Genomic DNA, 21163 nt, shown 5'->3' with positions numbered 1-21163 from the left:
GTCATGGCGCGCCGCCCCGCAGGTCCCACCTCCCGCGACGGCGGCCGCCGAGGCCGCACGAGCTCGGCGATCGGCAAGATCGCGCCCGACGCGGCGACCTCGCCCAAGGCGCCGGCCCCCAAGCCGGCGCCCCGGCCCGCGCCGCCCGATCCGAACCTCGTCCTGCTGGGCGAGTTCGGGCGGGCGCACGGCCTCACCGGCGAGGTCCGGCTCAAATCCTACACCGGCGATCCGCAGGCGATCGCCGGCTACGGAACGCTCCAGACGGCCGACGGCCGGATGCTGACCCTCGCCGATGTGCGTCCCGCCCCCGGCCCGTCGCCCGACATGCTGATCGCCCGGGTCAAGGGCGTCTCGGGCCGCAGCGCCGCGGAGGCGCTCAACCGCGTCGCCCTGTACGTTCCCCGCGACCGTCTGGCCGCGCCCGAGGACGACGACGAGGTCTACGCCGCCGACCTGATCGGCGCCGCGGCGGTGGACGAGGCCGGGACCCTCGTCGGGACGATCGTGGCCGTGCCGAATTACGGCGGCGGCGACCTCCTGGAACTGCGCCCGCCGAACGGCGGCGCCACCGCGCTCCTGCCCTTCACGAAGGCCTTCGTGCCGGTCCTCGACGTGGCGCAGCGCCGCGTCACCGTGGTCGCGCCGGAGGACCTGTTCGCGGCGCCGGGTGAGAAGCCCGCCGACGATCCGGGCTAGGGACGGCGGTCGGTCCGCGCGCCGGCGGCGCGTCCGGAGTCCGGACGGCGCCCTGGCCGCGACCGCCCTCAATGCCCCCCGGCCGGCGCCCCGCCGCCGAGCTTGACGCTCTTCAGGCTCAGGGCCAGCGGGACCGCGCAGGCCGCGACGAGGCCGAGCACCCAGAACACGTCGATATAGGCCCAGTAGGCCACCTGCGTGCTGAGGACGCTCCCGATCCACGCCGTCGCCTGGTTCTGGGCCTCGATCCCGGCGTAGCCGTGCTCGGAGAAGTACTGCGTCGCCTGCCGCATGGTCTCCTGATAGGCCGGTGAGGCCGGGTTGACGCTCTCCACGAGGCGGCTCTGATGGAACTGGCTCCGGTAGGCCAGGATGTTCTGCGCCAGCGAGACGCCCATCGAGCCGCCGACGTTGCGGGCGACGTTGATCAGCGCCGAGGCCTGATCGGTCTGGTCCTTGCGGATCCCCTCGTACGAGGCCGAGGTGATCGACAGGAACACCATCGGCAGGCCGATGCCGATATAGACCCGCGACCACGCGAAGAACGCGAAGGTCGTGCTGCCGTCGATCCGCGTCAGGTCGTACATCCCCAGCGCCACGATGGTCATGCCGGTGGCGATCAGCCATTTCGGCTGGACGAAGGACGAGATCCGGCCGGTGAGGAACATCATCACCACCGTGACGATGCCGCCCGGGCCGAGGACGAGGCCCGACAGGGTGGCGGTGTAGCCGTAATATTCCTGCGTGATCTGCGGGATGAACTGCGTGGTGGCGATCAGGATCGCCCCGGTGAACATCATCACCAGGAAGCACGAGCCGAACTGCCGGTTGCCGATGAGGCGGAGGTCGACGGCCGGGTTCTCGCGGGTCAGCAGCCACGGGATCATGGCGATGAACGAGACGACCATCAGCACGCCGGACACGTTCATCAGCGTCGAGGTGCCGAACCAGTCCTTCCGCTGGCCCTCGTCGAGGATCACCTCCAGCGAGCCGAGGAACAGGGCGACCAGCACGAAGCCGACGATGTCGAAGCGGATGCCCTTGCGCACCAGGGCGCGGCGCTCCTTCTTGGCCGCGTCGCTGTCCTCGATCAGCCAGTACATCAGCCCGAGGGCGATCACGCCCACCGGCCCGTTGATCAGGAAGCACCAGTGCCAGGAGGCGTTGTCGGAGAGCCAGCCGCCCAGCGTCGGGCCGATCACCGGCGCCACCACGATGGCGACCCCGTAGAGCGCGAAGGCCTGGCCGCGCTTCGCCGGCGGGAAGGAATCGGCCAGGATCGACTGCGCGAGCGGCGCCATGCCGCCGCCGCCGAGCCCCTGCATCACCCGGAACAGCAGCAGCGATTCCAGGCTCCAGGCGAAGCCGCACAGGATCGACGAGACGGTGAACAGCGCCACCGACCACATGAAGAACGCCTTGCGGCCGTAGCGCTTGGCCAGGAAGCTCGACGCCGTGAGCGTGATCGCGTTGGCGACGAGGTAGCTCGTCACCACCCAGGCCGCCTCGTCCGGACCGACCGCGAGGCCGCCCGAGATGTAGCGCAGGGCCACGTTGGCGATGGTGGTGTCGAGCACCTCCATGAAGGTCGCCAGCGCGACCACGCCGGCGATCAGCCACGGATTGTGGCCGCCTGGCGCCTTCCCGGACGCGGCCCTGCCGCCTGCCGCCTTGCCGCCTGCCGCCTTGCCCGCACCCGGCCTGCGCCCGGGCGCGGCCGCGCTCCCCCGGCCGGCCACGGCGCTCACCGCACCGTGACGGTCGGGACGATCGACATGCCCGGGCCGATCGACACGTCCGTCGGCCAGGTCTTGACCACGATCTTGACCGGGATGCGCTGGGTCACCTTCACGTAGTTGCCGGTGGCGTTCTGCGCCGGCAGCAGGCTGAAGGCCGTGCCCGAGCCCGGCTGCACCGAGGCCACCGTGCCCTGGATCTTGCGGCCGGGATACGCGTCGATCTCGATGTCGACCGGCTGGCCCGGCCGCATGTCGGTGATCTGCGTCTCCTTGAAGTTCGCCGTCACCCAGATGTCGTCGGGCACGAACATCGCCAGGGTCTGGCCGGCCTGGGCGAGCTGGCCGACGCCGCCGGTGAGCCGCACGACGCGGCCGGCCTGCACGGCGCGGACCGTCGTGTAGCCGAGGTTCAGCTCGGCCTGCTCGACCTGCGCCCGGTCGCGGCCGAGCTGCGCCTGGGTCGAGGCCTTCTGGGCCTGGAGCGAGCCGACTTGCTTCTGCGCGGCGACCACGCTGGCATTGGCGCTCTGGACCGCCGCCTGCCGCTGCTGCAGCGTCGAGGTCGCCGACTGCGACTGCTGGACCGAGCCGGAGCCGCGCTCGGCGAGGTCCTTGTAGCGGGCCGCGTCCTCCTGGGCGAACTTCAGCGCCGCCTCGGCGGTGGCGACCTGCGCCTTGGACACCTCGATGTTGGCGTACTGCGCCTGGATCTGCGCGTCGATGTTCTTGATGCCGGCCTCGTCGGCGGCGACCTGCGCCTTCGCCTGGTCGAGGGCGATGTCGTAGTCGCGCTGGAAGACCTGGAAGAGGATCTGGCCGGCCTCGACGTGCTGATTGTCGGTGACCGGCACGTCCACGAGGTAGCCGCCGACCTTCGGCTGGATCGAGATGCTGCGCGCGTCAACGAAGGCGTCGTCGGTGCTCTCGTAGGGGTGCATGTAGAGCAGCCAGTAGAAGAACACGCCGACGCAGAGCGCGACGACCGCGAGCCCGCCGAGCAGGAACGCGAGCGGGTGGCGCCGCAGGACGTTGGGGCGCCGCGCCTCGTCCCCGTCGTCGTCGGAATCCGCCGCGTCGTCGTCGGCCTGCCCGTCCCGCGCCTCGGGCGCGCCGTCGGCCTCGTCCGCGCCGGGCTTGCGCGCGGTCTCGCGGTCGGTCTCGCGGTCCGCGGCCGGCGCGGCGCGGTTGAGATCGAGCACGTCGCGCTCGCGCGCGACGGCCCGGCCGTCGGCCGGCCGCGGGCGCGCCTCGTCCTCGGAGAGGTGCCGCTGATCGTCGAACATGGAAAGTCGTCGCCCGATGGGCCGGCCACCCGGGGGTGACCGGGCTTGTCGCATCGCCCGCCTCAGGCAGCAAAAGCCGGCCGCAGGCCCAAGGTTCCACGCGCGGATCAGCCCGCCTAGGAACGCATGCCGCACTGCGGCGTTCTGCGCCCGGAACCTTTGCCGTTCCCGGCCTCAAGGCCCAGGAGTTCGCCATGACCAGCAGCCCATCCCCGACGCCGAACCGCCCCGGTTCCGGCCGCGCGACCACCCCCTCCGGCATCCCGCTCGTCGGCGCGGCGCGCCTCGACGCCATGAGTGCGGCCCTGGCGCGGAACTGGTGGCTCGTCGCCCTGCGCGGCGTCATCGCGGTCCTGTTCGGGGCGGTCGCGTTCATCGCGCCGGGCGCCTTCGTGCTGTCCCTGGTCCTGTTCTTCGCCGCCTACATGCTCGTCGATGGCGTCGTCGCCGTCGTCGGCGCGGTCCGGGCCGCGCAGCGCCACGAGCGCTGGGGCTTCATGCTGGTCGAGGGCCTCGTCGACATCGTGGTGGGCGTCGCCGCGGTGCTGGTGCCGGCCGCCGCCGTCTGGGCGTTCGTGCTGCTGCTCGCCGCGTGGGCGCTGGTCACCGGCGGCCTGATGATCGCCGCCGCCTTCCGCCTGCACCTCCATTACGGGCGCTGGTGGCTGGGCCTCGGCGGCGTGGTGTCGATCCTGTTCGGCCTCGCGCTGCTCATCAACCCGGGCATGTCGGCCCTGGTGCTGACGTGGTGGATCGGCTCCTACACCTTCGCCTTCGGCATCCTCCTGCTGATCCTGGCCTTCAAACTGCGCGCCCAGCACGGGGCCGTCGGTCCGGGAGCGCCGCTCGGCCGGTGAGCCGGCCGGGACCGGATCGGGCCCCGTGGCCCGATCCACACGGTGGCGGCGCGATCGACGCGCCGCCCGTCCCGCGACCCAACGGCTGCGGGACACCGCGACGGATGCGGCTTAGAAGGCTCGGTCGGCCGGATCGGCCGGTCCCGGAACACGCACCACGATGACGCCCGACGCGCCGGAACGCGCCCCGGCCGACGGGCCGAAACCGCCGAAGCCGGACCCCGCCGCCGACGCCCCGGACCCGCGGCTCGCCGCCCGGGAGGCCGGGCGGGCCGCGCGCGACCTCACGCGCCATCTCCGGACCCTCCTCGCCGCGGCCGGGCTCGGCCTCGCGCGGACCGGCCGGGCCCTGTCGGCCCGCGCGGCGGAGCGCGCGTCGCGGGCGCGACGGGCACCGGCGGAGCGCCCGCCCGCCGTCGAGGAGACGGACGCGCGCGCCCTGAACCGGCGTTCCCGGCCGATCCTCGGCCGCCGGCACCCGGCCCTGCTCGCCGCAGCCCTGGTGGTCGTGCTACCGGCCCTGGCGCTGGCGATCTACCTGTTCGCGGCCTTCGTGAGCCTACCGCCGCTGGGCGGCGCCGTGGTCGATACCGGCCAGCGGGCGATCACCGTCGAGGCCGACGACGGCCGGGTCTTCGCCACCCGCGGCAGCTTCCGCGGCCAGAAGCTCACCGCGGCCGACCTGCCGCCGCACCTCGCCCAGGCGATCGTGGCGATCGAGGACCGCCGCTTCTACAGCCACTGGGGCATCGACCTGCGCGGCCTCGCCCGGGCGGCGTGGCGCAATCTCCGCGGCGGCGGCGTGCGCGAGGGCGGCTCGACGATCACCCAGCAATATGTCCGCCTGACCTCCCTCAACCAGGAGAAGACGCTCTGGCGGAAGGTGCAGGAAGCCTTCCTGGCGCTGCGGGTCGAGACGACCATGAGCAAGGACGCGATCCTGCTCGGCTACCTCGACTCCGCGTATTTCGGCGCCGGCGCCTACGGGGCGGACGCGGCGGCGCGCCGCTACTTCGGCAAGCCCGCCAAGGCGCTGAACCTCCCGGAATCGGCGATGCTGGCCGGTCTGGTGCGGGCGCCCTCGCAGCTCGCCCCGACCCGCAACCTCGGCGGTGCCAAGGAGCGCGCCGACGTGGTGCTCCAGGCCATGGTCGAGACCGGCGCGATCTCGCAGGCCGAGGCCGACGCCGCGCGCAAGCAGAGCGTGACCCTGAAATCGCCCCCCGAGGCGCCGCCCGGCACCAACTACTTCCTCGACATGATCGCGGGCGACGTGAAGCGCCTCGCCGGCACCGACGGCGACATGACGGTGCGCTCGACCCTCAACCTCGACCTGCAGAGCCTCGCCGAGGGCGTCGTGGCCCGCCGCCTCGACAAGGACGGCGCCCGCCGCAAGGTCGGCCAGGCCGCCATGGTGGTGCTGTCGAAGGAGGGCGCGGTCCTCGCCATGGTCGGCGGCCGCGACTACGAGGACAGCCAGTTCAACCGCGCCGTCCAGGCCAAGCGCCAGCCCGGCTCCCTGTTCAAGCTCCTCGCCTACCTGACGGCCTACGAGAAGGGCTACACGCCGGAATCCGTGATGGTCGACCGCCCGGTCCAGATCGGCGACTGGCAGCCCGAGAACGACGACGGCCGCTACCGGGGGCCCGTGCCCCTGCGGACCGCCTTCGCGCTCTCGATCAACACCGTGGCGGCCCAGCTCGGGCAGGATGTCGGCATCCCGGCGGTGATCGCCACCGCCCGCAAGCTCGGGATCCAGTCGGACCTGCCCAACGTGCCGAGCCTCGTCCTCGGCTCGGGCGCCGTGAGCCTCCTGGAGATGACCCGCGCCTACGGCTCGGTCCTGTCCGGGCGCACCCCGCTCCAGTCCTACGGCATCCAGGCGATCCGCGGAGCCGCGCCGCAGCCGCTCTACGTCCGCACCGACGCGGCCCCGGGCCCGATGCTGGCGCAGGAGCCGCGCACCATGATGCTCGACTCGCTGCAGGCGGTGGTGGAATCCGGCACCGGCCGCGCCGCGCGGGTGCCCGGCCAGATCATCGGCGGCAAGACCGGCACGAGCCAGGATTTCCGCGACGCGTGGTTCGTCGGCATGACCCCCGACCTCGTGGTCGGGATCTGGGTCGGCAACGACGACGACAGCCCGATGAACCGCATGTTCGGCGGCGAGATGCCGGCCGGGATCTTCCACGACTTCGTCCAGCGGGCCGCCGAGAAGCTCGCGAAGGGCAAGGCCCGCCCCTCGGCGGAGCGGGCCGAGCCGGCCCGGACCGCCGCCGCGCCCGCGGCCGAACCGGTCGCGGCCGGCGAGATCCGCGGCGTGCCGGAGGTGATCGATACCGGCACCCTCAACCTGCGCGGGCGGGTCGTGCGCCTCCTCGGCGTGGTCGGCGAGCGCGGCCATCTCGCCCGCCAGCTCGCCAGCTACCTGCGCCGCCGCGAGGTGGTCTGCACCGGCCTGTCCGACGGGGCCACGGCCCGCTGCCGCATCGAGGGCGACGACCTCGCCGGGCTGATCCTGGCGGCGGGCGGCGCCCGCGCCTCCGAGGACGCCCCGCCGGACCTCCTGGGCGCGGAGGAGCAGGCGCGCGCCGAGCGGGTCGGCCTGTGGGGCCGGTGAGGGCCTAGCCCGTCCCGAGCTTCGCCAGCGTCCGCGGGTCGGGGACGCCGTCGAAGTAGCGCGCCAGCGCGTCGGCGAAGACCGGCTCCTCCGGCACGGCGCGGGCGAACAGCGTCATGCTGGAGCGGAACTTCAGATCGTCGGGCGAGCCGAAGATCGCGTGGGCCGAGCGCCCGGCGACGGCGTTGACGGCCGCCGTGCAGGCGCGCAGGCGCGCGCCGAGCACCGGGTGCGCCGCGTAGGCCTGCGCCTCCGCGAGAGACCCGATGGCGTAGCGCTGCGCCATCGGGCTCGCGCCGAGCCCGGCGATCTGCGGGAAGATGAACCACATCCAGTGGCTGCGCTTGTCGCCGCCCTGCAATTCCGCCAGGGCGCGCTCGTAGACGCCCTCCTGCGCGGCGACGAAGCGGCCGAGGTCGTAGGTGTCGCTCATGCGCGGCTCCGTTGTTCCGGTCCCGCACCGTCAACCGCGCGGCGGCCGCCGGGGATGCAGGCGCGGGGCCGGAGTGCCGCTGACGCCGCGCCGGGATTGGTGTAAGCGCCGCCGATGCTCGGAACGCTCGTCGCCTTCATGGTCGCGAACCCGGCGATGAGCCACGCCCTGACGGCGATCCCCGAGACCGCCGGAATGGCGGCCGTTCTGCTCCTGCTGCGCAGTCCCCGACCGGAAGGCGTCGCGGCGCTCGTGGTCTCGACCTACTATTACGGCCGCGAGGCCGGGCAGCGGGAACACGCCCTCAAGCACGCGGGCTGGGACGCCGTTCAGGCGCATCTCGGCGCCGAGTTCCTGTACGGCTGGTCCCTGCCGAATCTGCAGCAGTGGGTGGCGCCGACCTACGCGGCCTGGGCTGTCGCGGCCGCGATCTATCTGGTCCGGTCGCGGATGGCGCGGGCGGCTCCGCCGGGTGCCCGGCTCAGGCGCGGGTGAACGGTCCGTCCGACGGCCCGATCTCGCTCCGGTCCCCGAGGAGCCGCCGGCCCGAGGCGATGATCTGGACCGTCTCGCGGCTGGAGCACTGGCGCCGCGCCAGGGCCTCCAGGTCGCGCAGGTAGTCGATGACGGGACCACGCTGCTTGTCGGCTCGGCCGATCACCGGCTCGACCTTTGCGGTCACGAGGCCGCCGACCGTGTCCCAGAACTCCGCCGGTCGGATCGCGGCGTCGCCCATCGCAGGCTCGTGCATCCCCGGTCTCCTCTGTGCTCGCACCGCTCTTGTCGAGCGTTTCGGCCGCCCGCGCATTCACCCATGTTGAAGACGCTCCTCCGGAGCGCGGGGCTCGCGGCATCGTCATCCGCGCGCCGGGCGATCCGGCGGGGCAGCATCCGGTGCGCCGCCCCATAATGGACCGTGCCACCGCGCGCGTTTCGGATCGACCGCAGGGAGCCCGCATGCCCGCCGACGACGTCCCAACCCACGATGGCCGCGCGCCCCCGGCCGGGGAGAGCCGCCTCCGCTCGATCGCCAAGGCCGTGAGCTGGCGCGTCGTCGGGAGCCTCGACACGCTGCTGCTGTCCTATCTGTTCACCGGCAGCGTGCTGGTCGCCGGATCGATCGCCTCGACCGAGACCGTGACCAAGACCGTGCTGTACTACCTCCACGAGCGCGGCTGGGGCCTGATTCCCCTCGGTCGCGCCTGAGATCCGTCCGGGAGGCCGCGTTGCCCGCCAGCTCCGCCCCGCCGCCCGGCGGCGTGACATCCTCGAGAGCCCGGATCGGAGAGAGCCGCATGCCGCAGATCACCGTCGGAGGACTCGGCCTCCGCTACCACCTCGAGGGCCCGGAGGACGCCCCGGTCGTCGCCTTCTCGAACTCGCTGGGCGCGACCCTGGAGATGTGGGACGCGCTGGTGCCCGCGCTGACGGGGCGTTACCGGACGCTGCGCTACGACACGCGCGGCCACGGCGGGTCGGAGACGCGCGACCGGCCGGTCGCGATCGCGGATCTGGCCGGCGATCTCGCGGGCCTTCTGGACGCCCTCGGCATCGGACGCGCCCATCTCGTCGGCCTCTCGCTCGGCGGGATGACCGTGCAGGCGCTGGCGAGCGCCGATCCCGGACGCGCGCTCAGCGCCACCCTGATGGCGACGGCGGCCTTCCTGCCGAGCCTGCAGAGCTGGGACGAGCGCGCCGCGACCGTTCGCGCCCAGGGGACGGCGGCCGTGGTCGAGGCGACGCTGGGGCGCTGGTTCACGCCGGGTTTCGCGGAGCGCGCCCCCGAGACGGTGCGGGCTGTCCGCGAGCGATTCCTGGCCTGCGATCCGGCCGGATACGCGGTGTGCTGCGGGGCAATCGGGCGCATGGATCTCCGTCCGGCGCTCGGAGCCATCACCGCGCCGACCCTGGTGATCGCCGGCCGCGACGATCCCTCGACGCCCCCGGCCATGGCCGAGGAGATCTGCGGCGGCATCGCCCAGGCCGAACTCGTCGTGCTGCCCCGGGCGGCGCACCTGCTCGCCGTCGAGCGCGCCGAGGCGGTCGGCGGCTACCTGCGCGCCTTCCTCGACCGCGCCGCGCCGGGCGCGTAGGCGGGCCGCGGCGGCGCCGTCCCGTCAGTCGCCCGAGCGTCCGGGACCGCGCGCCGCCTCAGTGGCAGGCGATCCCGACATCGGCGGGCGACATCCCGCGCGCCAGGCGCCGCCCGGTCCGCAGCAGCGCCTGCCCGAGCAGCGACACGGTCAGCGCGTCGCCGTCCTGCTCGGCCAGTCGATAGGCCGCGAGCAGGGCGTCGCCGAGATCGCCGAGCGTTGCCGTCGGCTCCGCGTCCGCGCGCTCCGGCCGGCTCCCGGCAATCCGGTCGCGTCCGTCCGCCGCCGCGCCGTGCGGTCCCTCGGTCAGCGCGACCGGTCTCGCGCGGCGTCTCGCGTTGCCGTCGTCCTCTGGTGAGCCGTTCCGCATCGTCTTGGTCCCTCAACCACCTCGAGGGTGCACCTACAGGTTGCGGACCGTCAACTCCCTCCGATCGCGCCCGGCGAGCGGTCGAGCGTCGCAGCCGCCGCGGCGGTCGGACTGGGTGTCGGACGTTCCGCCGGCGCGGGAGCGGCCGGAGCCCGCAGAACAATCGCCGCGATCCACAACTTTTACGTGCAGGTCCCATGGATCGGCGCGTCCGGGCGAAGGTTCAGGGTCGCCATCAACGCAGCAAGGCCCCCGCGGTCAGCGCCGCGGAGGCCTCGCTCATCCACGCTCCATCAGGAGCGCGCGGACGGTTTTACTTGATGAGGGCCAGGAGAGCCTTGCCGGCCTTGGAGTTCAGCTCCTTGGCGTCGAGGGTGCCGTCGTTGTCCGGGTCGGCCAGCTTGAAGCGCTCGCCGACGGCCGCGAGGTACTCCTTCTTGTCGAGGGTGCCGTCGCTGTCCGGATCGGCCTGCTTCACGCCGGAGGCGCTCAGGCGGCCCTTCAGCTCCTTGGCGTCGAGGGTGCCGTCGGCGTCCTTCTCGAGACGGTCGAAGGTCGCCGAGGCCACCGCCTCCACTTCCTTCATGTCGATGGTGCCGTCGTTGTCGGTGTCGATCATCTTGACGGCGCTCGCCCCGCTCATCGGCTTGGCGAAGGCGGCCGGAGCGGAGAGGCCGCACACCGCGAGGGTGACCGCCGCGAAGCCACTGATGAAACGTGAGGTCATTGCCAGATGCTCCCGAAATTTGATGCTCGATCTTCCTAGTCTCCGACTCACTGTGCCGCAAGTGCGAAATTCGACCCTGTGGGTTGCGTGCTGTCCCGGGCCGCGCTTCGGAGACGCGGCATAGAAAAAGGGGCCGGCGCGAGCCGACCCCCGAAGAGAGCGCACAATCGCCGACAGGCGATTCGCGTGGTGATTCAGTATCCGTAGCCGCGCCGCGTCACCGGGCGGTCGTCGTCGAACCGCTGGCGCCGGTAGAGACGATCCTCGTCATAGACGCGGTCGCGCCGATACTCTTCGCGGCGGAAGTCGCGATCCCGCTGGGCGCGGGAGCGCAGGTCGACGCTCGGCCCGTCGGGACCGATATCGATTCGCTGCGCCGCAGCGGGGACGACGCTCGTCAGGGAGGCGGCTAGGACGGCGCCGGCAAGCAGGGTCTTCATGGGACTCTCCTTCGTGCGTTCGGGGTCCAACCCGTCCTCGCGCCGATCGTTCCCGATGTTCTCCCGTTCTTCCCGGAGCCGACACAGATCCGGGCTGATCAGGCGAGCGTCGCCAGGTCCTGAAACCAGTGCTGCGCCTGGACGTAGTTCTTCACCCGCGACGACAGAGCGTGCGGATTGGTGTCGTGAACGACCCAGACCTGCACGGCATCGTCGACGACGATTTCGTGGATGCGCGCGAGCAGCCGGTTCTGCTCGGCCACGTCGAGGCTCGCCTTCACCTTGTCGCAGAGGGCGTCGACCTCGGGATTGCGGTAGTGGCTCCAGTTCACGCCGTTCGGCGCGATCTGCCGCGAATCGTAGAAGCGCAGGATCGCGTAGAACGGGTCGGAGGTGACGTAGGCGATGTTGCCGGCGCTGACGCCCTTGAGGCTCGGATCCGCGGCGCCCTGGCGCCACGCCGTGTAGGCCACCTCCAGCTCCACGGTCTTGAACGCCACCTGGATGCCGACCTCGGCCCAGCTCTGCTGGACGAACTCGTTGATCGGGAGCGACAGCATCTGCCCGGTGCCGCCGGTCGGGATCAGGACCGTGGCCTTCACGGGGTTCTTCACCGAGTAGCCGGCCTCCTCGACGAGCTTGCGCGCCGCCTCGACGTCGGTCCGGATCTTGAAGCCCGGCTTGCCGAACCACGGGCTCGACTCCTGGACCTGACCGACGGCGGGCTGGGCGAGGCCGCCCATCAGCTCGACGACGCCCGCGCGGTCGATGGCGAGGTTGACGGCCTTGCGCAGGCGCAGGTCGCGCCAGGGCGAGCCCTCCACCATCGACAGGTGGTAGTTCCAGACATGGGGCGTCTCGTTGCCCACGACCCGCATGCCGGCGGCCTTCAGGCGCGGCACCGCGTCGGGCGCGGGCGTCTCGATCAGGTCGACGCTGCCGGACAGGAGCGCGTTCACCCGGGCGAGGTCCTCGGGCACGCAGGCGAGGGTCAGCTTCGCGAGCTTCGGGACCCGCTTCGGGTTCCAGTAGCCGATGTTCGGCAGCAGCTCGAGGCGCACCCGCGGCACCAGCTGCCCCATCCGGAACGGCCCGGTCCCCGAGGGCTCGAAGGCGAACTTCGCCCAGTCCTTCCCGACCTTCTCGTACTGCGCCGGCGACGAGATCAGGAACCAGAGCATCTGGTAGGGAAACAGGCTGTCGGGCGTCTTGGTGACGACCTGGACGGTCTTGGCGTCGACCTTCCGGTAGCTCGCGACGCCGGGCAGGCGCGGGCGGACCTGGGACGCCTGCCGCTGGTCGAAATGCGGCGCCTCCTTGTTCAGCACCTTGTCGAAGTTCCAGATCACCGCGTCGGCATCGAAGGCCGACCCGTCGTGGAAGGCCACGCCCTCCCGCAGGTGGAAGGTCCAGACCTTGGGGTCGGCCGGGTCGGCCTCCCAGGCGGTGGCGAGGCCGGGCACCATCTTGCCCGGCCGGTCGGCGACGTCGAGTTCCCAGGCGACCAGGGGATCGTAGAGGGTCAGTCCGGTGAACTGGTAGCCGCCCGCGCCCCGGTCCGGCTGGCCGGTCGTGAGCGGCAGGTCGGTCATGGAGATGCCGTAGGTCAGGGTGCCGGGGGCCGCGCCCTGCGCGCCGGCGCGGCCCGCCGCCCCCAGCGCCGCCAGGGCGACGCCCCCGGCCATCAGGGATCGGCGTGTCGGCTTGATCGGGTTCATCGTGTCTCTCGGCTGAAGGCGCGGGCGCCGCACGGAACGGCACCCGCCCTCGGGCGCGCGGCGGCGCGGCCCGGGCCTCCACCCCATGCTGCATACAGAATGATGCACGCATCGTGCCCAATGGCCGCCGGCGTTCCCCGGACAGCCCGGGGGTCAGGCCTCCCAGACCTGGCCGGGCCTCAGGGCGACGAAGCGCTCGGCCGGGATGCCGGCCCCGCCGAGGGCCGCCGCCAGCGCCTCGGCGGGCCGCTCGACGCCCTCGTCCGTGAGCTGGAACGTGCCCCAGTGATGGCCCAGCGCCTGCTCGGCGCCGAGCAGGCCGAAGACCTTCACCGCCTCGGCCGGGTCGACGTGCTGCGCCTGCATGAACCAGCGCGGCTCGTAGGCGCCGATCGGCAGCGTCGCGAGGCGCGGCGGCCCGAACCGCGCCCGCACGTCGGAGAAGAGGGCACCGTCGCCGAAACCGGTGTCGCCGACATGGTAGTGCACGCCGCGGGGCGAGGTGATCACGAAGGCGCACCACAGCGCCATGCGCCGGTCGTTGACGCCCCGGGCCGACCAGTGGTTCGCGGGCGTCAGATGGACCTGCAGCCCGTCGCCGAGATCGACCGACTGTCCCCAGTCGCGGGTCTCGACATGCATCGTGTTGTCGTAGCCGCGCAGGATCGTGTCGTTGCCCAGCGGCGCCACGATCAGCGGCTGGTGCGCCTGCCAGAGCCGGGCGAGGCTCGGCCCGTCGAGATGGTCGTAGTGGTTGTGGGTGACCAAGATCGCGTCGATCGGCGGCAGGTCGGCGAAGGCGATGCCCGGCGGGTTGACGCGCTTCGGCCCGGCGAAGCGGACCGGGCTCGCGCGCTTGGCGAAGACCGGGTCGATCAGGATGTTCCGGCCGGCGACCTGCACGAGGTAGCTCGCGTGGCCGATCAGCACGACCCGCAGGCCCTCGACACGCTCCGGCGGCCGGTCGGCCGGGTAGGGGCTGGGGAAGCTCTTGGGCCAGGGCTCGCGCTGCCGCTTGGCCTGCCAGCGCAGCACGTCGGGGAGCGCCTTGTCGGTGGACTGACCGGGCAGGAAGAACCGCAACCCGTCGAAATGGTCGGAGGTCGGGCCGCGGTAGTACGGGTTCCGGCCGCGCCGGTGCGCGGCGTAGCCGACGCCGCCGAGCGTCATGACCGTGGCCGCACTCGCGACCGTGAGCAGGCTGCGCCGTTTCATGGGTCCGAGATGGCCGGAACCGGGGGCCGGTCAAGCACTGCCGCGGCGCGGCGGGGAGCCTCAGGGCGGTTTCGGCGCCGTCTCAGGGACGTCGCTCAGCGACGTCTGCAGGGACGCATCAGGCGGCCGGAGCGCGCCGGCTCACTCCACCATCTCGGCAGCGAGGGACAGGCGCGCCCGGTAGACCACCTTGCCGACGCCGTCGCGGACGCAGGCCACGTAATCCTGGCGCTCGACCTCCGGCAGCATGTCGCGGGCGATCGCCGACATGATCCGGGTGACCTTGGCGCGGGCCGCCGGAAGGTCCGGCAGGTCGAATCCGACCTCATCGTGGATCGGCTGGGAGCCGTCGTGCAGGTCGATGAAGTAGCGGGGCATCGGCGCCAAGCATCTCTAAGAGAAGTAGTCTGCCGACAGGATTGGTCTTGCTATGGTTAACAGTGCCTTAAAAGCCGAGCTTTGAGGCCGCTCCACGGTCGGGCGAAAGCCGCTTCCGGCCTCGCTGCGCCGCGCCCGACCCGCCCCGGCGTTTCGGGACGCCGCGGACGGCCGCGGGCCGGCGCGGGAGACTTCCTCGGCGGCCGCGGCCGGGAGAGCCGCCCATCCGGCGGATCCGGCGGCCCGATGCCGCGAGCCGGCCCGCTCAGGCGGGCCGGCGCCGCGATCCGGTTCTCACACGCCGTCCGGCGGCAGCGCCTCCGTCACCTCGACGCGGCGGTTGCCGGCCACCGGAACCGTCTCCTCGGTGGCGGCGACGTCGCTCTGAGCCGGCGCCCTGTCGAGCGCCTCGGCGACCGCCGCCACGCCCTGATAGCGGGTCAGCCGCCGGTCGATCATGCCGTCGATCCGGTCGTGCAGCTCGGACACGGTCAGGCTGCGGCGCTTGCCGCCCGTCTTCTCGGTGAACAGGCCGCGATTGGCCCGCGCCGCGGTGCGGAACTCGCGGCCGGCGACCTCGTCGGGCTTCTCGGAAGAGAGCGACAGGAAGCGCCCGGCGCTCGCGGTGCCGAGGAAATGGGCGAGGTACAGCTCGGTCGTGGTGAGCGCCCGCCCGACCCGGGCCTCGATCCGGTCACGGTCGCGCTTGATCAGCTCGGCCGCCATCAGGGCGGCGACGCGCGGGTCGTTGCGCAGGCCGAGCACCCGGGCGCGCATGCTGCCCGTCACGGTGATCGCGGCGCCCCGGCCCTTCACGGCGGCGGCTTCCTCGGCGAGCCCGTAGCGCGCGCCGTAGTCGCGGATCATCTCCAGCCAGGTGCGGGCGACGAACTGGAACAGGCCCTGCGCCGAGGAGGTCGCGGCCTTCGCCGCGGTGTCGAAGCTCGATTCCTTGTCGGCGAGCGCCATCATGTAGACGGGATCGACGCCGGCCTCGTCGGAGGCCTTGACGATCGTGTCGACCACCTTGCGCGGCACGCTGCGCTCGCCGAACTTGACCGCGTCCTGCTCCTGCGTCACCCGCGGCAGGGCCGCGAGGTCGTCCTGGATCAGGGCCGTGGTGGCGGGCTCCTGCTCCGGCAGGGGCAGGCCGTTCCAGGCATCCTTCGCCGGTGCCGGAGCCGGCGCCGGTGCCTCTGCCGATGCCGCGGGCGCCTCGGCGGGAACCGCGGGCTCGAACGCGCGTTGAGCGAGTTCCTGAGCGGCGCGCGGGCTGGTGTCGACCCGGTCGTGGGCCTGGGCGGCCGGCGCGAAGTAGGCGGGCGCGAAGGCGGCCTGCGGCAGGCCGAACCCGGCGACGAGCCCGAGGGCCAGCGTCCCGGAGATCCGGCCGAGGCCGGTGCGGCGAAGTGACCGGCGCCCTGCGTCGCGCCCGGCCCGCGGCAGCCACGCCACGGCTTCATCCTCGAAATGCCCCGTGCCGGTCAGGGTCTGCGGCACGAGTCGGTTCACGTCGTCGGCGCAACGCGCCGGCTCCGGGAAAACCCCCATCATCGGTCCTCTTCTAGATCGGTCCTTGCGTCCGCCCGGCTCTGACGGCCGGGTTTTTTCTGGAAGCGGCGGCCCTATCGACGCCGGCCGTGACCAGAATGGGACGGCCCCGTGATCCAAGCGTGGCACGGTCAAGGAAGGGTTAACCCTCCCGCTTAGGGCCCCGTTAACGCCGCCGACCGGCGGCCGACCGGCCGCGCGCGGGACGACGACGGGGCGATGTTGTCGCATTCGGGTTGGAACGGAGCACCGCCGAGCCAGTTAGGTACGGCCCCGGGGGGGTGAACTTCCGTCCCAGGACGGACCCTTCAAGACGCCACCCGCGTCCGCACAAGGACATCAGTTTCCGATGAGCATGCAGTCCGGTCGCCGCGTCGGTGTCGCCTTCGTTGGCATGGGAGGCGCCGTCGCCACCACCGCCATCGCCGGCATCGAGATGATCAAATCCGGCTCCAACCGTCTCGACGGGCTGCCGCTCGCCGGTCTCTCCGTGGCCGGCATGGCCGACTACAAGGACCTCGTCTTCGGGGGCTGGGACCTGAACGGCGACGACCTCGCCTCCGCGGCGAGCGGGCACGGCGTGCTCTCGAAGGACGACATCGAGAACGGCGCCCAGGTCCTGAAGGGCATCACGCCCTGGCCGGCGGTCGGCAGCGCGAAGTTCTGCAAGAACATCGACGGTCAGAACCGGATCGTCGCCAAGGACCACCGCGAGGCGGTCTCGGTGATTGCCAACGATCTCCGCCGCTTCCAGAAGGAGAGCAACCTCGACGACGTGGTCGTGGTGAACCTCGCCTCCACGGAGCGCTGGCCTGACCTCAGCGACCCGACCCTGAACTCGACCGCCGCCTTCGAGAAGGGCCTGGATTCGAGCGACGAGGCGATCTCGCCGGCGATGCTCTACGCCTACGCGGCGATCAAGAGCGGCATCCCCTACGCCAACTTCACCCCGAGCGTCGCCGCCGACGTCCCGGCGCTCCTCGACCTCGCCAAGGAGCTGAACGTCCCGGTGGCCGGCAAGGACGGCAAGACCGGCCAGACCATGATGAAGACGGTGCTGGCCCCCGCCTTCAAGGCGCGCGCCCTCCACGTCGACGGCTGGTTCTCGACGAACATCCTGGGCAACCGCGACGGCCTCGCCCTGAACGATCCGAACTCGCTGCAGTCGAAGCTCAACACCAAGGGCACGGTGCTCGACTCGATCCTCGGCTACCCGGTCGAGGACCACCTCGTGCACATCCACTATTACCGCCCGCGCGGCGACGACAAGGAAGCCTGGGACAACATCGACGTCACCGGCTTCATGGGCCAGCGGATGCAGATCAAGGTGAACTTCCTCTGCAAGGACTCGATCCTGGCCGCGCCGCTCGTCATCGAGATCGCCCGCGTCCTCGATCTCGCGAGCAAGCGCGGCGACGGCGGCGTGCAGGAGCAGCTCTCGACCTTCTTCAAGGCGCCGATGGTCAAGAACGGCCACGGTCCGGAGCACGCCTTCGGCAAGCAGGAGCAGATGCTCCGCGACTGGCTGGGCGTGCACTGAGGCTTCCCGCATCGACGGGCATGGTCTGAACTCGGTACGGCCCCTTCGTCGATGACGGGCCGGAACCGGCCCCCTCTCCCGCATGGGAGAGGGTCGGGGTGAGGGACCCGGTCCTCCCGGAGAGGTCGCATCCCTCACCCTGTCCCTCTCCCGCATGGGAGAGGGGACCCGCGTCCAGCCGGACGACGGGCGAGTCCGTCCCAGCCGCCTGTGAGGCCGTGAGCCTCATCCGGCCGAGAGAAGTGATGCCCCGCGAGAACCACCCGTCGCAATCCGGTGCCGCAGCGCCCGAGGCCCTGCGCGACCTTCTGGTCGAGATGAACGACCTCAAGCGCGTCCGCTCCGCGGGCCGTACGGGCTCGATCGCCGAGCGGCTGTTCGCGCAGGGGTGGGGGCTGCTGACCGGCGGCGCCGCGCCGGACGACGTCGCCCTCGACATCGCGGCCGTCACGCTGGCGGCGACGCGCCTCTGCGACCTCGACGCGGCCTTCCTGACCGCGGCGGGGCTCTCGGACGAGGCCGCCTCCGCGGTGCTGGTGGCGGGGTTCGACGCCGTCACCGGAGAGCTCGATCCGGACCTCCGCGACCGCCTGCGCGCGCGGCTCGCGCCGCGTCCGGCCGGCCGGCCCGGGCCGCTGCCGGGCTTCGTCGGCGCCCTGGCGCAGCAGCCGCGGGCGGGCGTCACCTGTCCCGGCCGCGCCCGGATCCTGCTGGAGCCGCCGGAGAACCACGCCGAGCACTGCCTGATCGTGGCGGTCTACGGCGTCTGCCTCAGCCCGTTCTACCGGGCCGATCCCGGCACCGTGTTCCTGGCCGCGATGGCCCACCACTTCCACAACGCCGCCATGCCGGATGCCGGCTTCACCGGCGAGATGCTGCTCGGCGACCATCTCGGCCCGATCATGGCCACCACCACCGCGTGGGCGCTCGCCGAGCTCGACGCGCCCCTGCGGGCCCAGGTCGAGCGCGCCCGGGCGGTGCTGCCCGACGATTCCACCGCCGAGGGCCGCGCCTTCCACGCGGCCGACTGCATCGACCGCGTCCTCCAGATCGCCCAGCACCTGCGCGGGGCCTCGACCACGATGGGGATGGTGCTCGACGAGTGGGAGCTGGTCCATGCCGGCCCGGTGAAGGGCTTCCACGATCGTGTCCTCGCCGACATGCGCATCCCTTGATCGCCGGACCCGGTCGCCCATCTGCCCGGGCGGCCCCGAGAACCATGATCCCGTTCGAACTCAGATCGCCGGACACCGGCAACCCGCTGAAGGCCGACGGCCCGCACGCCCTGCGCGACGCGGAGACCGGCGCGCGCTGGCCCGTGATCGATGGCATCCCGTACCTGCGGATCAACCGTGCGGCCCTGGTCGAGCGGGTGCTCGCCCATCTCGACGCCGGCGAGCCCGACGAGGCGCTGGCCGCGCTGCTGGTCGATCAGGATGATTGGTGGAACGGGCCGCCGGCCGATCCCGCCGGGATTATCCGCCTGATCAAGACCCGCCGCGAGGCGACCCTCCGCGAGGCGGTCGAGCTCCTCGGCTGGGGCCGCGTCGGCGACTACTTCCTGCACCGCTGGAGCGACCCGACCTTCCTGGCCGGCCTGTCGCTGCTGGAGGCGCACTGGAACGAGCCCGTCTGCGTCTTCGAGTTCGCCTGCGGCATCGGCCACTACCTGCGCGAGTTGCAGCGGCGCGGCTGCAAGGTCGCCGGCGCCGACGTGGTCTTCGCCAAGCTCTGGGTCGCGCGCCACTGGGTCGTGGCCGAGAAGGCGCAGCTCGTCTGCTTCGACGCCGGCTCGCCCCACTGGCCGATCCCGGGGGCGCCGGTCGACCTCGTCGTCTGCAACGACGCCTTCTACTTCCTCGACGACAAGGCGGCGCTCCTCGAGAACCTCCGCCAGAACGCCGGCGACGACGGCTGGCTGGCGCTGAGCCACATCCACAACCGCGACTGCCCGGGCTTCTCGGCCGGTCGCGCGGTGACGGCCGAGGAGATCGCCGAGTTCTTCCCCGACGCCCTGGTCTACGACGACGCGGAGCTGACCCGGGCGCTGGTCGAGGCGCGGGCGCCGGGCCCGCAGGACCCCGCCGCCCTGCGAAGCTGCGAGGCGTTCTCGGTGGTGTGCGGTCCCGGGATGCGCCCGGCGCCGCGCGCCCTGGTCGACGGCCTCACCCTGCCGAAGCCCGGCACCGTGCTGCGGCTCAACCCGCTCTACGTGCCCGAGGGCGGCGGTTACGTCATCCGCTGGCCCTCGGAGCGCTACGAGGCGGAGTACGCCCCCCGCGCCACGTACCCGCTGCACTCTCCGGGACCGGAGTCGCTGACCTTCGACGAAAGCCTCGATGCGTCGGAAACGCAGCGCGTGCGCGTGCGCGAGTTCGTCGACCTGCCGGAGCGGTGGTGATGGACGCGGTCGGCTGGGGCATCGTCGGCTACGGCTGGGTCGCCCGCGACTACATGGAGCCCGGCATCCGCGCGGCCGGGCACCGGCTGGTGGCGGTCAGCGATCCGAACCCGGAGAGCCGCGCGGCCGCCGAGCGGGCCGGTGCCCGCGTCCACGCCGATCTCGCCGGCCTGATCGCCGAGCCCGCGGTCGAGGCGGTCTACGTGGCGACGCCGAACCACCTGCACCGCGGCGCCGTCGAGGCGCTGGCCGCCGCCGGCAAGGCGATCCTGTGCGAGAAGCCCATGGCGGCGACGCTGGCGGATGCCGAGGCCATCGCGCACGCCGTCGAGTCGCAGAAAATCTTCTACGGCACGGCCTTCGACCAGCGGCACCACCCGGCCCACCGGATGATCCGCACGCAGATCGAGGCCGGCCGGCTCGGCACCGTGACGGCGGTGCGGATCGTCTATGCCTGCTGGCTCGGGCGCGACTGGTCGGAGGCCAGCCAGCCGAACTGGCGGATCGACGCCGCCCAGGCCGGCGGTGGCGCCCTGATGGACCTCGCCCCGCACGGGCTCGACCTCGTGGACTTCCTGCTCGGCGAGCCGATCACCACCATCGCGGCCCTGACCCAGACCAAGGCCCAGGATTACGCGGTCGACGACGGCGCCCTGCTGATCGGGCGGACCGCGGGCGGCGCACTGGCGAGCCTGCACGTCGCCTACAATTGCCCCGACGCGCTGCCCCGCCGCCGCCTGGAGGTGGTCGGCACGAAGGGTCTGCTCGTCGCCGAGAACACGATGGGCCAGACGGCCGGCGGCTCGCTGACCTTCGTCGACGGCGCCAGCGGGCGCGCGGAACCGCTCGCCTTCGACGCCGACAGCTCGCCCTTCACCGAGCAGGTGCGCGCCTTCGGCTCGGCGCTGCGCCGGCCCGAGGAGCGGGCCGCGTACGCGGCGTCCCGGGACCTTCACACGATGCGGCTCGTCGCCCGCGCCTACGGGCAGGGGTAGCGGACACAGGATACGCAGCCACGGAACCACACCCCGGCATCTCCCACCCACGCCCTCATCCTGAGGTGCCCGCGTCAGCGGGCCTCGAAGGAGGGCTCCAGGGA

21 protein-coding genes are annotated in these 21163 nt (G+C 72.4%); 10 read left to right on the top strand and 11 right to left on the bottom strand.

Annotated elements, in window-relative coordinates:
• Window positions 1–3 precede the first annotated feature (3 nt).
• Window positions 4–699: a ribosome maturation factor RimM gene (gene rimM, locus ACLBX8_RS16880; protein ID WP_447699443.1), complete on the top strand. Its 696-nt coding sequence runs from the start codon at window positions 4–6 to the stop codon at window positions 697–699.
• A 68-nt stretch (window positions 700–767) separates the two neighbouring features.
• On the opposite strand, the gene ACLBX8_RS16875 is transcribed toward rimM, so the two are convergent.
• Together ACLBX8_RS16875 and ACLBX8_RS16870 are read right to left on the bottom strand one after the other, a co-directional pair.
• Window positions 768–2447 carry a DHA2 family efflux MFS transporter permease subunit gene (locus ACLBX8_RS16875; protein ID WP_447699442.1) on the bottom strand — a complete coding sequence of 560 codons (1680 nt, stop codon included), beginning with the start codon at window positions 2445–2447 and terminating at the stop codon, window positions 768–770.
• A complete protein-coding gene (locus tag ACLBX8_RS16870) occupies window positions 2444–3721 on the bottom strand; it encodes an HlyD family secretion protein (protein WP_447715544.1) in 1278 nt (425 codons plus the stop codon). The genes ACLBX8_RS16875 and ACLBX8_RS16870 overlap by 4 nt, the downstream gene beginning before the upstream one ends.
• Before the next feature lie 194 nt (window positions 3722–3915).
• On the opposite strand from ACLBX8_RS16870, the gene ACLBX8_RS16865 reads away from it, so the two are divergent.
• Both ACLBX8_RS16865 and ACLBX8_RS16860 read left to right on the top strand, forming a co-directional pair.
• Window positions 3916–4578 carry an HdeD family acid-resistance protein gene (locus ACLBX8_RS16865; RefSeq protein WP_447715543.1) on the top strand — a complete coding sequence of 221 codons (663 nt, stop codon included), beginning with the start codon at window positions 3916–3918 and terminating at the stop codon, window positions 4576–4578.
• A gap of 160 nt (window positions 4579–4738) precedes the next feature.
• The gene (locus ACLBX8_RS16860) at window positions 4739–7198 is read left to right on the top strand and encodes a PBP1A family penicillin-binding protein (RefSeq protein WP_447715542.1); all 2460 of its coding nucleotides are present in this window, start codon (window positions 4739–4741) and stop codon (window positions 7196–7198) included.
• A 4-nt stretch (window positions 7199–7202) separates the two neighbouring features.
• Here the strand turns inward: ACLBX8_RS16860 and ACLBX8_RS16855 are convergent, their stop codons facing one another.
• Window positions 7203–7631, bottom strand: a complete 429-nt coding sequence (locus ACLBX8_RS16855) for a DUF1810 domain-containing protein (RefSeq protein ID WP_447715541.1) — start codon at window positions 7629–7631, stop codon at window positions 7203–7205.
• Window positions 7632–7745: 114 nt separating this feature from the next.
• Between ACLBX8_RS16855 and ACLBX8_RS16850 the strand changes: the two genes are divergently transcribed.
• Window positions 7746–8126, top strand: coding sequence for a hypothetical protein (locus ACLBX8_RS16850; protein WP_447715540.1), 381 nt, complete (start codon window positions 7746–7748; stop codon window positions 8124–8126).
• On the opposite strand, the gene ACLBX8_RS16845 is transcribed toward ACLBX8_RS16850, so the two are convergent.
• A complete protein-coding gene (locus ACLBX8_RS16845) occupies window positions 8113–8382 on the bottom strand; it encodes a hypothetical protein (RefSeq protein ID WP_091926206.1) in 270 nt (89 codons plus the stop codon). The genes ACLBX8_RS16850 and ACLBX8_RS16845 overlap by 14 nt on opposite strands.
• Before the next feature lie 206 nt (window positions 8383–8588).
• On the opposite strand from ACLBX8_RS16845, the gene ACLBX8_RS16840 reads away from it, so the two are divergent.
• Window positions 8589–8837: a DUF2061 domain-containing protein gene (locus tag ACLBX8_RS16840; RefSeq protein WP_447715539.1), complete on the top strand. Its 249-nt coding sequence runs from the start codon at window positions 8589–8591 to the stop codon at window positions 8835–8837.
• An 89-nt stretch (window positions 8838–8926) separates the two neighbouring features.
• Complete coding sequence (gene pcaD / locus ACLBX8_RS16835) at window positions 8927–9724, top strand: 3-oxoadipate enol-lactonase (protein ID WP_427508669.1); 798 nt, start codon at window positions 8927–8929, stop codon at window positions 9722–9724.
• Window positions 9725–9782: 58 nt separating this feature from the next.
• Here pcaD and ACLBX8_RS16830 read toward each other — a convergent pair whose 3' ends face one another.
• The 7 genes from ACLBX8_RS16830 to ACLBX8_RS16800 all read right to left on the bottom strand — a co-directional run bounded on the left by ACLBX8_RS16830 (window position 9783) and on the right by ACLBX8_RS16800 (window position 16123).
• The gene (locus ACLBX8_RS16830; RefSeq protein WP_056526013.1) at window positions 9783–10094 is read right to left on the bottom strand and encodes a hypothetical protein; all 312 of its coding nucleotides are present in this window, start codon (window positions 10092–10094) and stop codon (window positions 9783–9785) included.
• A gap of 313 nt (window positions 10095–10407) precedes the next feature.
• Window positions 10408–10821, bottom strand: coding sequence for an EF-hand domain-containing protein (locus ACLBX8_RS16825; RefSeq protein ID WP_447699436.1), 414 nt, complete (start codon window positions 10819–10821; stop codon window positions 10408–10410).
• Between the two features lie 194 nt (window positions 10822–11015).
• A complete protein-coding gene (locus tag ACLBX8_RS16820) occupies window positions 11016–11261 on the bottom strand; it encodes a hypothetical protein (RefSeq protein WP_447699435.1) in 246 nt (81 codons plus the stop codon).
• Window positions 11262–11359: 98 nt separating this feature from the next.
• The gene (locus ACLBX8_RS16815; RefSeq protein WP_447699434.1) at window positions 11360–12979 is read right to left on the bottom strand and encodes an ABC transporter substrate-binding protein; all 1620 of its coding nucleotides are present in this window, start codon (window positions 12977–12979) and stop codon (window positions 11360–11362) included.
• A gap of 153 nt (window positions 12980–13132) precedes the next feature.
• A complete protein-coding gene (locus ACLBX8_RS16810; protein ID WP_447699433.1) occupies window positions 13133–14194 on the bottom strand; it encodes an MBL fold metallo-hydrolase in 1062 nt (353 codons plus the stop codon).
• Between the two features lie 141 nt (window positions 14195–14335).
• Window positions 14336–14572 (bottom strand): DUF6894 family protein, encoded by a 237-nt coding sequence (locus ACLBX8_RS16805; RefSeq protein WP_020092591.1) that lies wholly within the window; start codon window positions 14570–14572, stop codon window positions 14336–14338.
• A 294-nt stretch (window positions 14573–14866) separates the two neighbouring features.
• On the bottom strand, window positions 14867–16123 hold the full coding sequence (locus ACLBX8_RS16800) for a transglycosylase SLT domain-containing protein (protein WP_447699496.1): 1257 nt from the start codon (window positions 16121–16123) through the stop codon (window positions 14867–14869).
• Between the two features lie 349 nt (window positions 16124–16472).
• On the opposite strand from ACLBX8_RS16800, the gene ACLBX8_RS16795 reads away from it, so the two are divergent.
• The 4 genes from ACLBX8_RS16795 to ACLBX8_RS16780 all read left to right on the top strand — a co-directional run bounded on the left by ACLBX8_RS16795 (window position 16473) and on the right by ACLBX8_RS16780 (window position 21059).
• The gene (locus tag ACLBX8_RS16795; protein WP_056526026.1) at window positions 16473–17663 is read left to right on the top strand and encodes an inositol-3-phosphate synthase; all 1191 of its coding nucleotides are present in this window, start codon (window positions 16473–16475) and stop codon (window positions 17661–17663) included.
• Between the two features lie 245 nt (window positions 17664–17908).
• Window positions 17909–18838: a hypothetical protein gene (locus ACLBX8_RS16790; RefSeq protein WP_447699432.1), complete on the top strand. Its 930-nt coding sequence runs from the start codon at window positions 17909–17911 to the stop codon at window positions 18836–18838.
• Between the two features lie 44 nt (window positions 18839–18882).
• Window positions 18883–20064 carry a class I SAM-dependent methyltransferase gene (locus ACLBX8_RS16785; RefSeq protein WP_447699431.1) on the top strand — a complete coding sequence of 394 codons (1182 nt, stop codon included), beginning with the start codon at window positions 18883–18885 and terminating at the stop codon, window positions 20062–20064.
• A complete protein-coding gene (locus tag ACLBX8_RS16780; protein ID WP_447699430.1) occupies window positions 20064–21059 on the top strand; it encodes a Gfo/Idh/MocA family protein in 996 nt (331 codons plus the stop codon). Before ACLBX8_RS16785 ends, ACLBX8_RS16780 begins: the two co-directional genes overlap by 1 nt.
• Window positions 21060–21163: the final 104 nt, after the last annotated feature.

Source organism: Methylobacterium sp. D48H (assembly GCF_053345715.1).
The sequence above is the reverse complement of the archived record's forward strand: the minus strand, read 5'-3'. Positions and strand labels throughout refer to the sequence as shown.

What these genes read in the sequence shown, in the direction of transcription:
- pcaD (WP_427508669.1), top strand. Translation starts at nt 8,927, where the DNA reads ATGCCGCAGATCACCGTCGGAGGACTCGGCCTCCGCTACCACCTCGAG.
- ACLBX8_RS16855 (WP_447715541.1), bottom strand. Translation starts at nt 7,631, where the DNA reads ATGAGCGACACCTACGACCTCGGCCGCTTCGTCGCCGCGCAGGAGGGC.
- ACLBX8_RS16830 (WP_056526013.1), bottom strand. Translation starts at nt 10,094, where the DNA reads ATGCGGAACGGCTCACCAGAGGACGACGGCAACGCGAGACGCCGCGCG.
- ACLBX8_RS16840 (WP_447715539.1), top strand. Translation starts at nt 8,589, where the DNA reads ATGCCCGCCGACGACGTCCCAACCCACGATGGCCGCGCGCCCCCGGCC.
- ACLBX8_RS16780 (WP_447699430.1), top strand. Translation starts at nt 20,064, where the DNA reads ATGGACGCGGTCGGCTGGGGCATCGTCGGCTACGGCTGGGTCGCCCGC.
- ACLBX8_RS16800 (WP_447699496.1), bottom strand. Translation starts at nt 16,123, where the DNA reads ATGGGGGTTTTCCCGGAGCCGGCGCGTTGCGCCGACGACGTGAACCGA.
- ACLBX8_RS16845 (WP_091926206.1), bottom strand. Translation starts at nt 8,382, where the DNA reads ATGCACGAGCCTGCGATGGGCGACGCCGCGATCCGACCGGCGGAGTTC.
- ACLBX8_RS16850 (WP_447715540.1), top strand. Translation starts at nt 7,746, where the DNA reads ATGCTCGGAACGCTCGTCGCCTTCATGGTCGCGAACCCGGCGATGAGC.
- ACLBX8_RS16805 (WP_020092591.1), bottom strand. Translation starts at nt 14,572, where the DNA reads ATGCCCCGCTACTTCATCGACCTGCACGACGGCTCCCAGCCGATCCAC.
- rimM (WP_447699443.1), top strand. Translation starts at nt 4, where the DNA reads ATGGCGCGCCGCCCCGCAGGTCCCACCTCCCGCGACGGCGGCCGCCGA.
- ACLBX8_RS16790 (WP_447699432.1), top strand. Translation starts at nt 17,909, where the DNA reads ATGCCCCGCGAGAACCACCCGTCGCAATCCGGTGCCGCAGCGCCCGAG.
- ACLBX8_RS16785 (WP_447699431.1), top strand. Translation starts at nt 18,883, where the DNA reads ATGATCCCGTTCGAACTCAGATCGCCGGACACCGGCAACCCGCTGAAG.
- ACLBX8_RS16810 (WP_447699433.1), bottom strand. Translation starts at nt 14,194, where the DNA reads ATGAAACGGCGCAGCCTGCTCACGGTCGCGAGTGCGGCCACGGTCATG.
- ACLBX8_RS16820 (WP_447699435.1), bottom strand. Translation starts at nt 11,261, where the DNA reads ATGAAGACCCTGCTTGCCGGCGCCGTCCTAGCCGCCTCCCTGACGAGC.
- ACLBX8_RS16865 (WP_447715543.1), top strand. Translation starts at nt 3,916, where the DNA reads ATGACCAGCAGCCCATCCCCGACGCCGAACCGCCCCGGTTCCGGCCGC.
- ACLBX8_RS16795 (WP_056526026.1), top strand. Translation starts at nt 16,473, where the DNA reads ATGAGCATGCAGTCCGGTCGCCGCGTCGGTGTCGCCTTCGTTGGCATG.
- ACLBX8_RS16860 (WP_447715542.1), top strand. Translation starts at nt 4,739, where the DNA reads ATGACGCCCGACGCGCCGGAACGCGCCCCGGCCGACGGGCCGAAACCG.
- ACLBX8_RS16870 (WP_447715544.1), bottom strand. Translation starts at nt 3,721, where the DNA reads ATGTTCGACGATCAGCGGCACCTCTCCGAGGACGAGGCGCGCCCGCGG.
- ACLBX8_RS16825 (WP_447699436.1), bottom strand. Translation starts at nt 10,821, where the DNA reads ATGACCTCACGTTTCATCAGTGGCTTCGCGGCGGTCACCCTCGCGGTG.
- ACLBX8_RS16815 (WP_447699434.1), bottom strand. Translation starts at nt 12,979, where the DNA reads ATGAACCCGATCAAGCCGACACGCCGATCCCTGATGGCCGGGGGCGTC.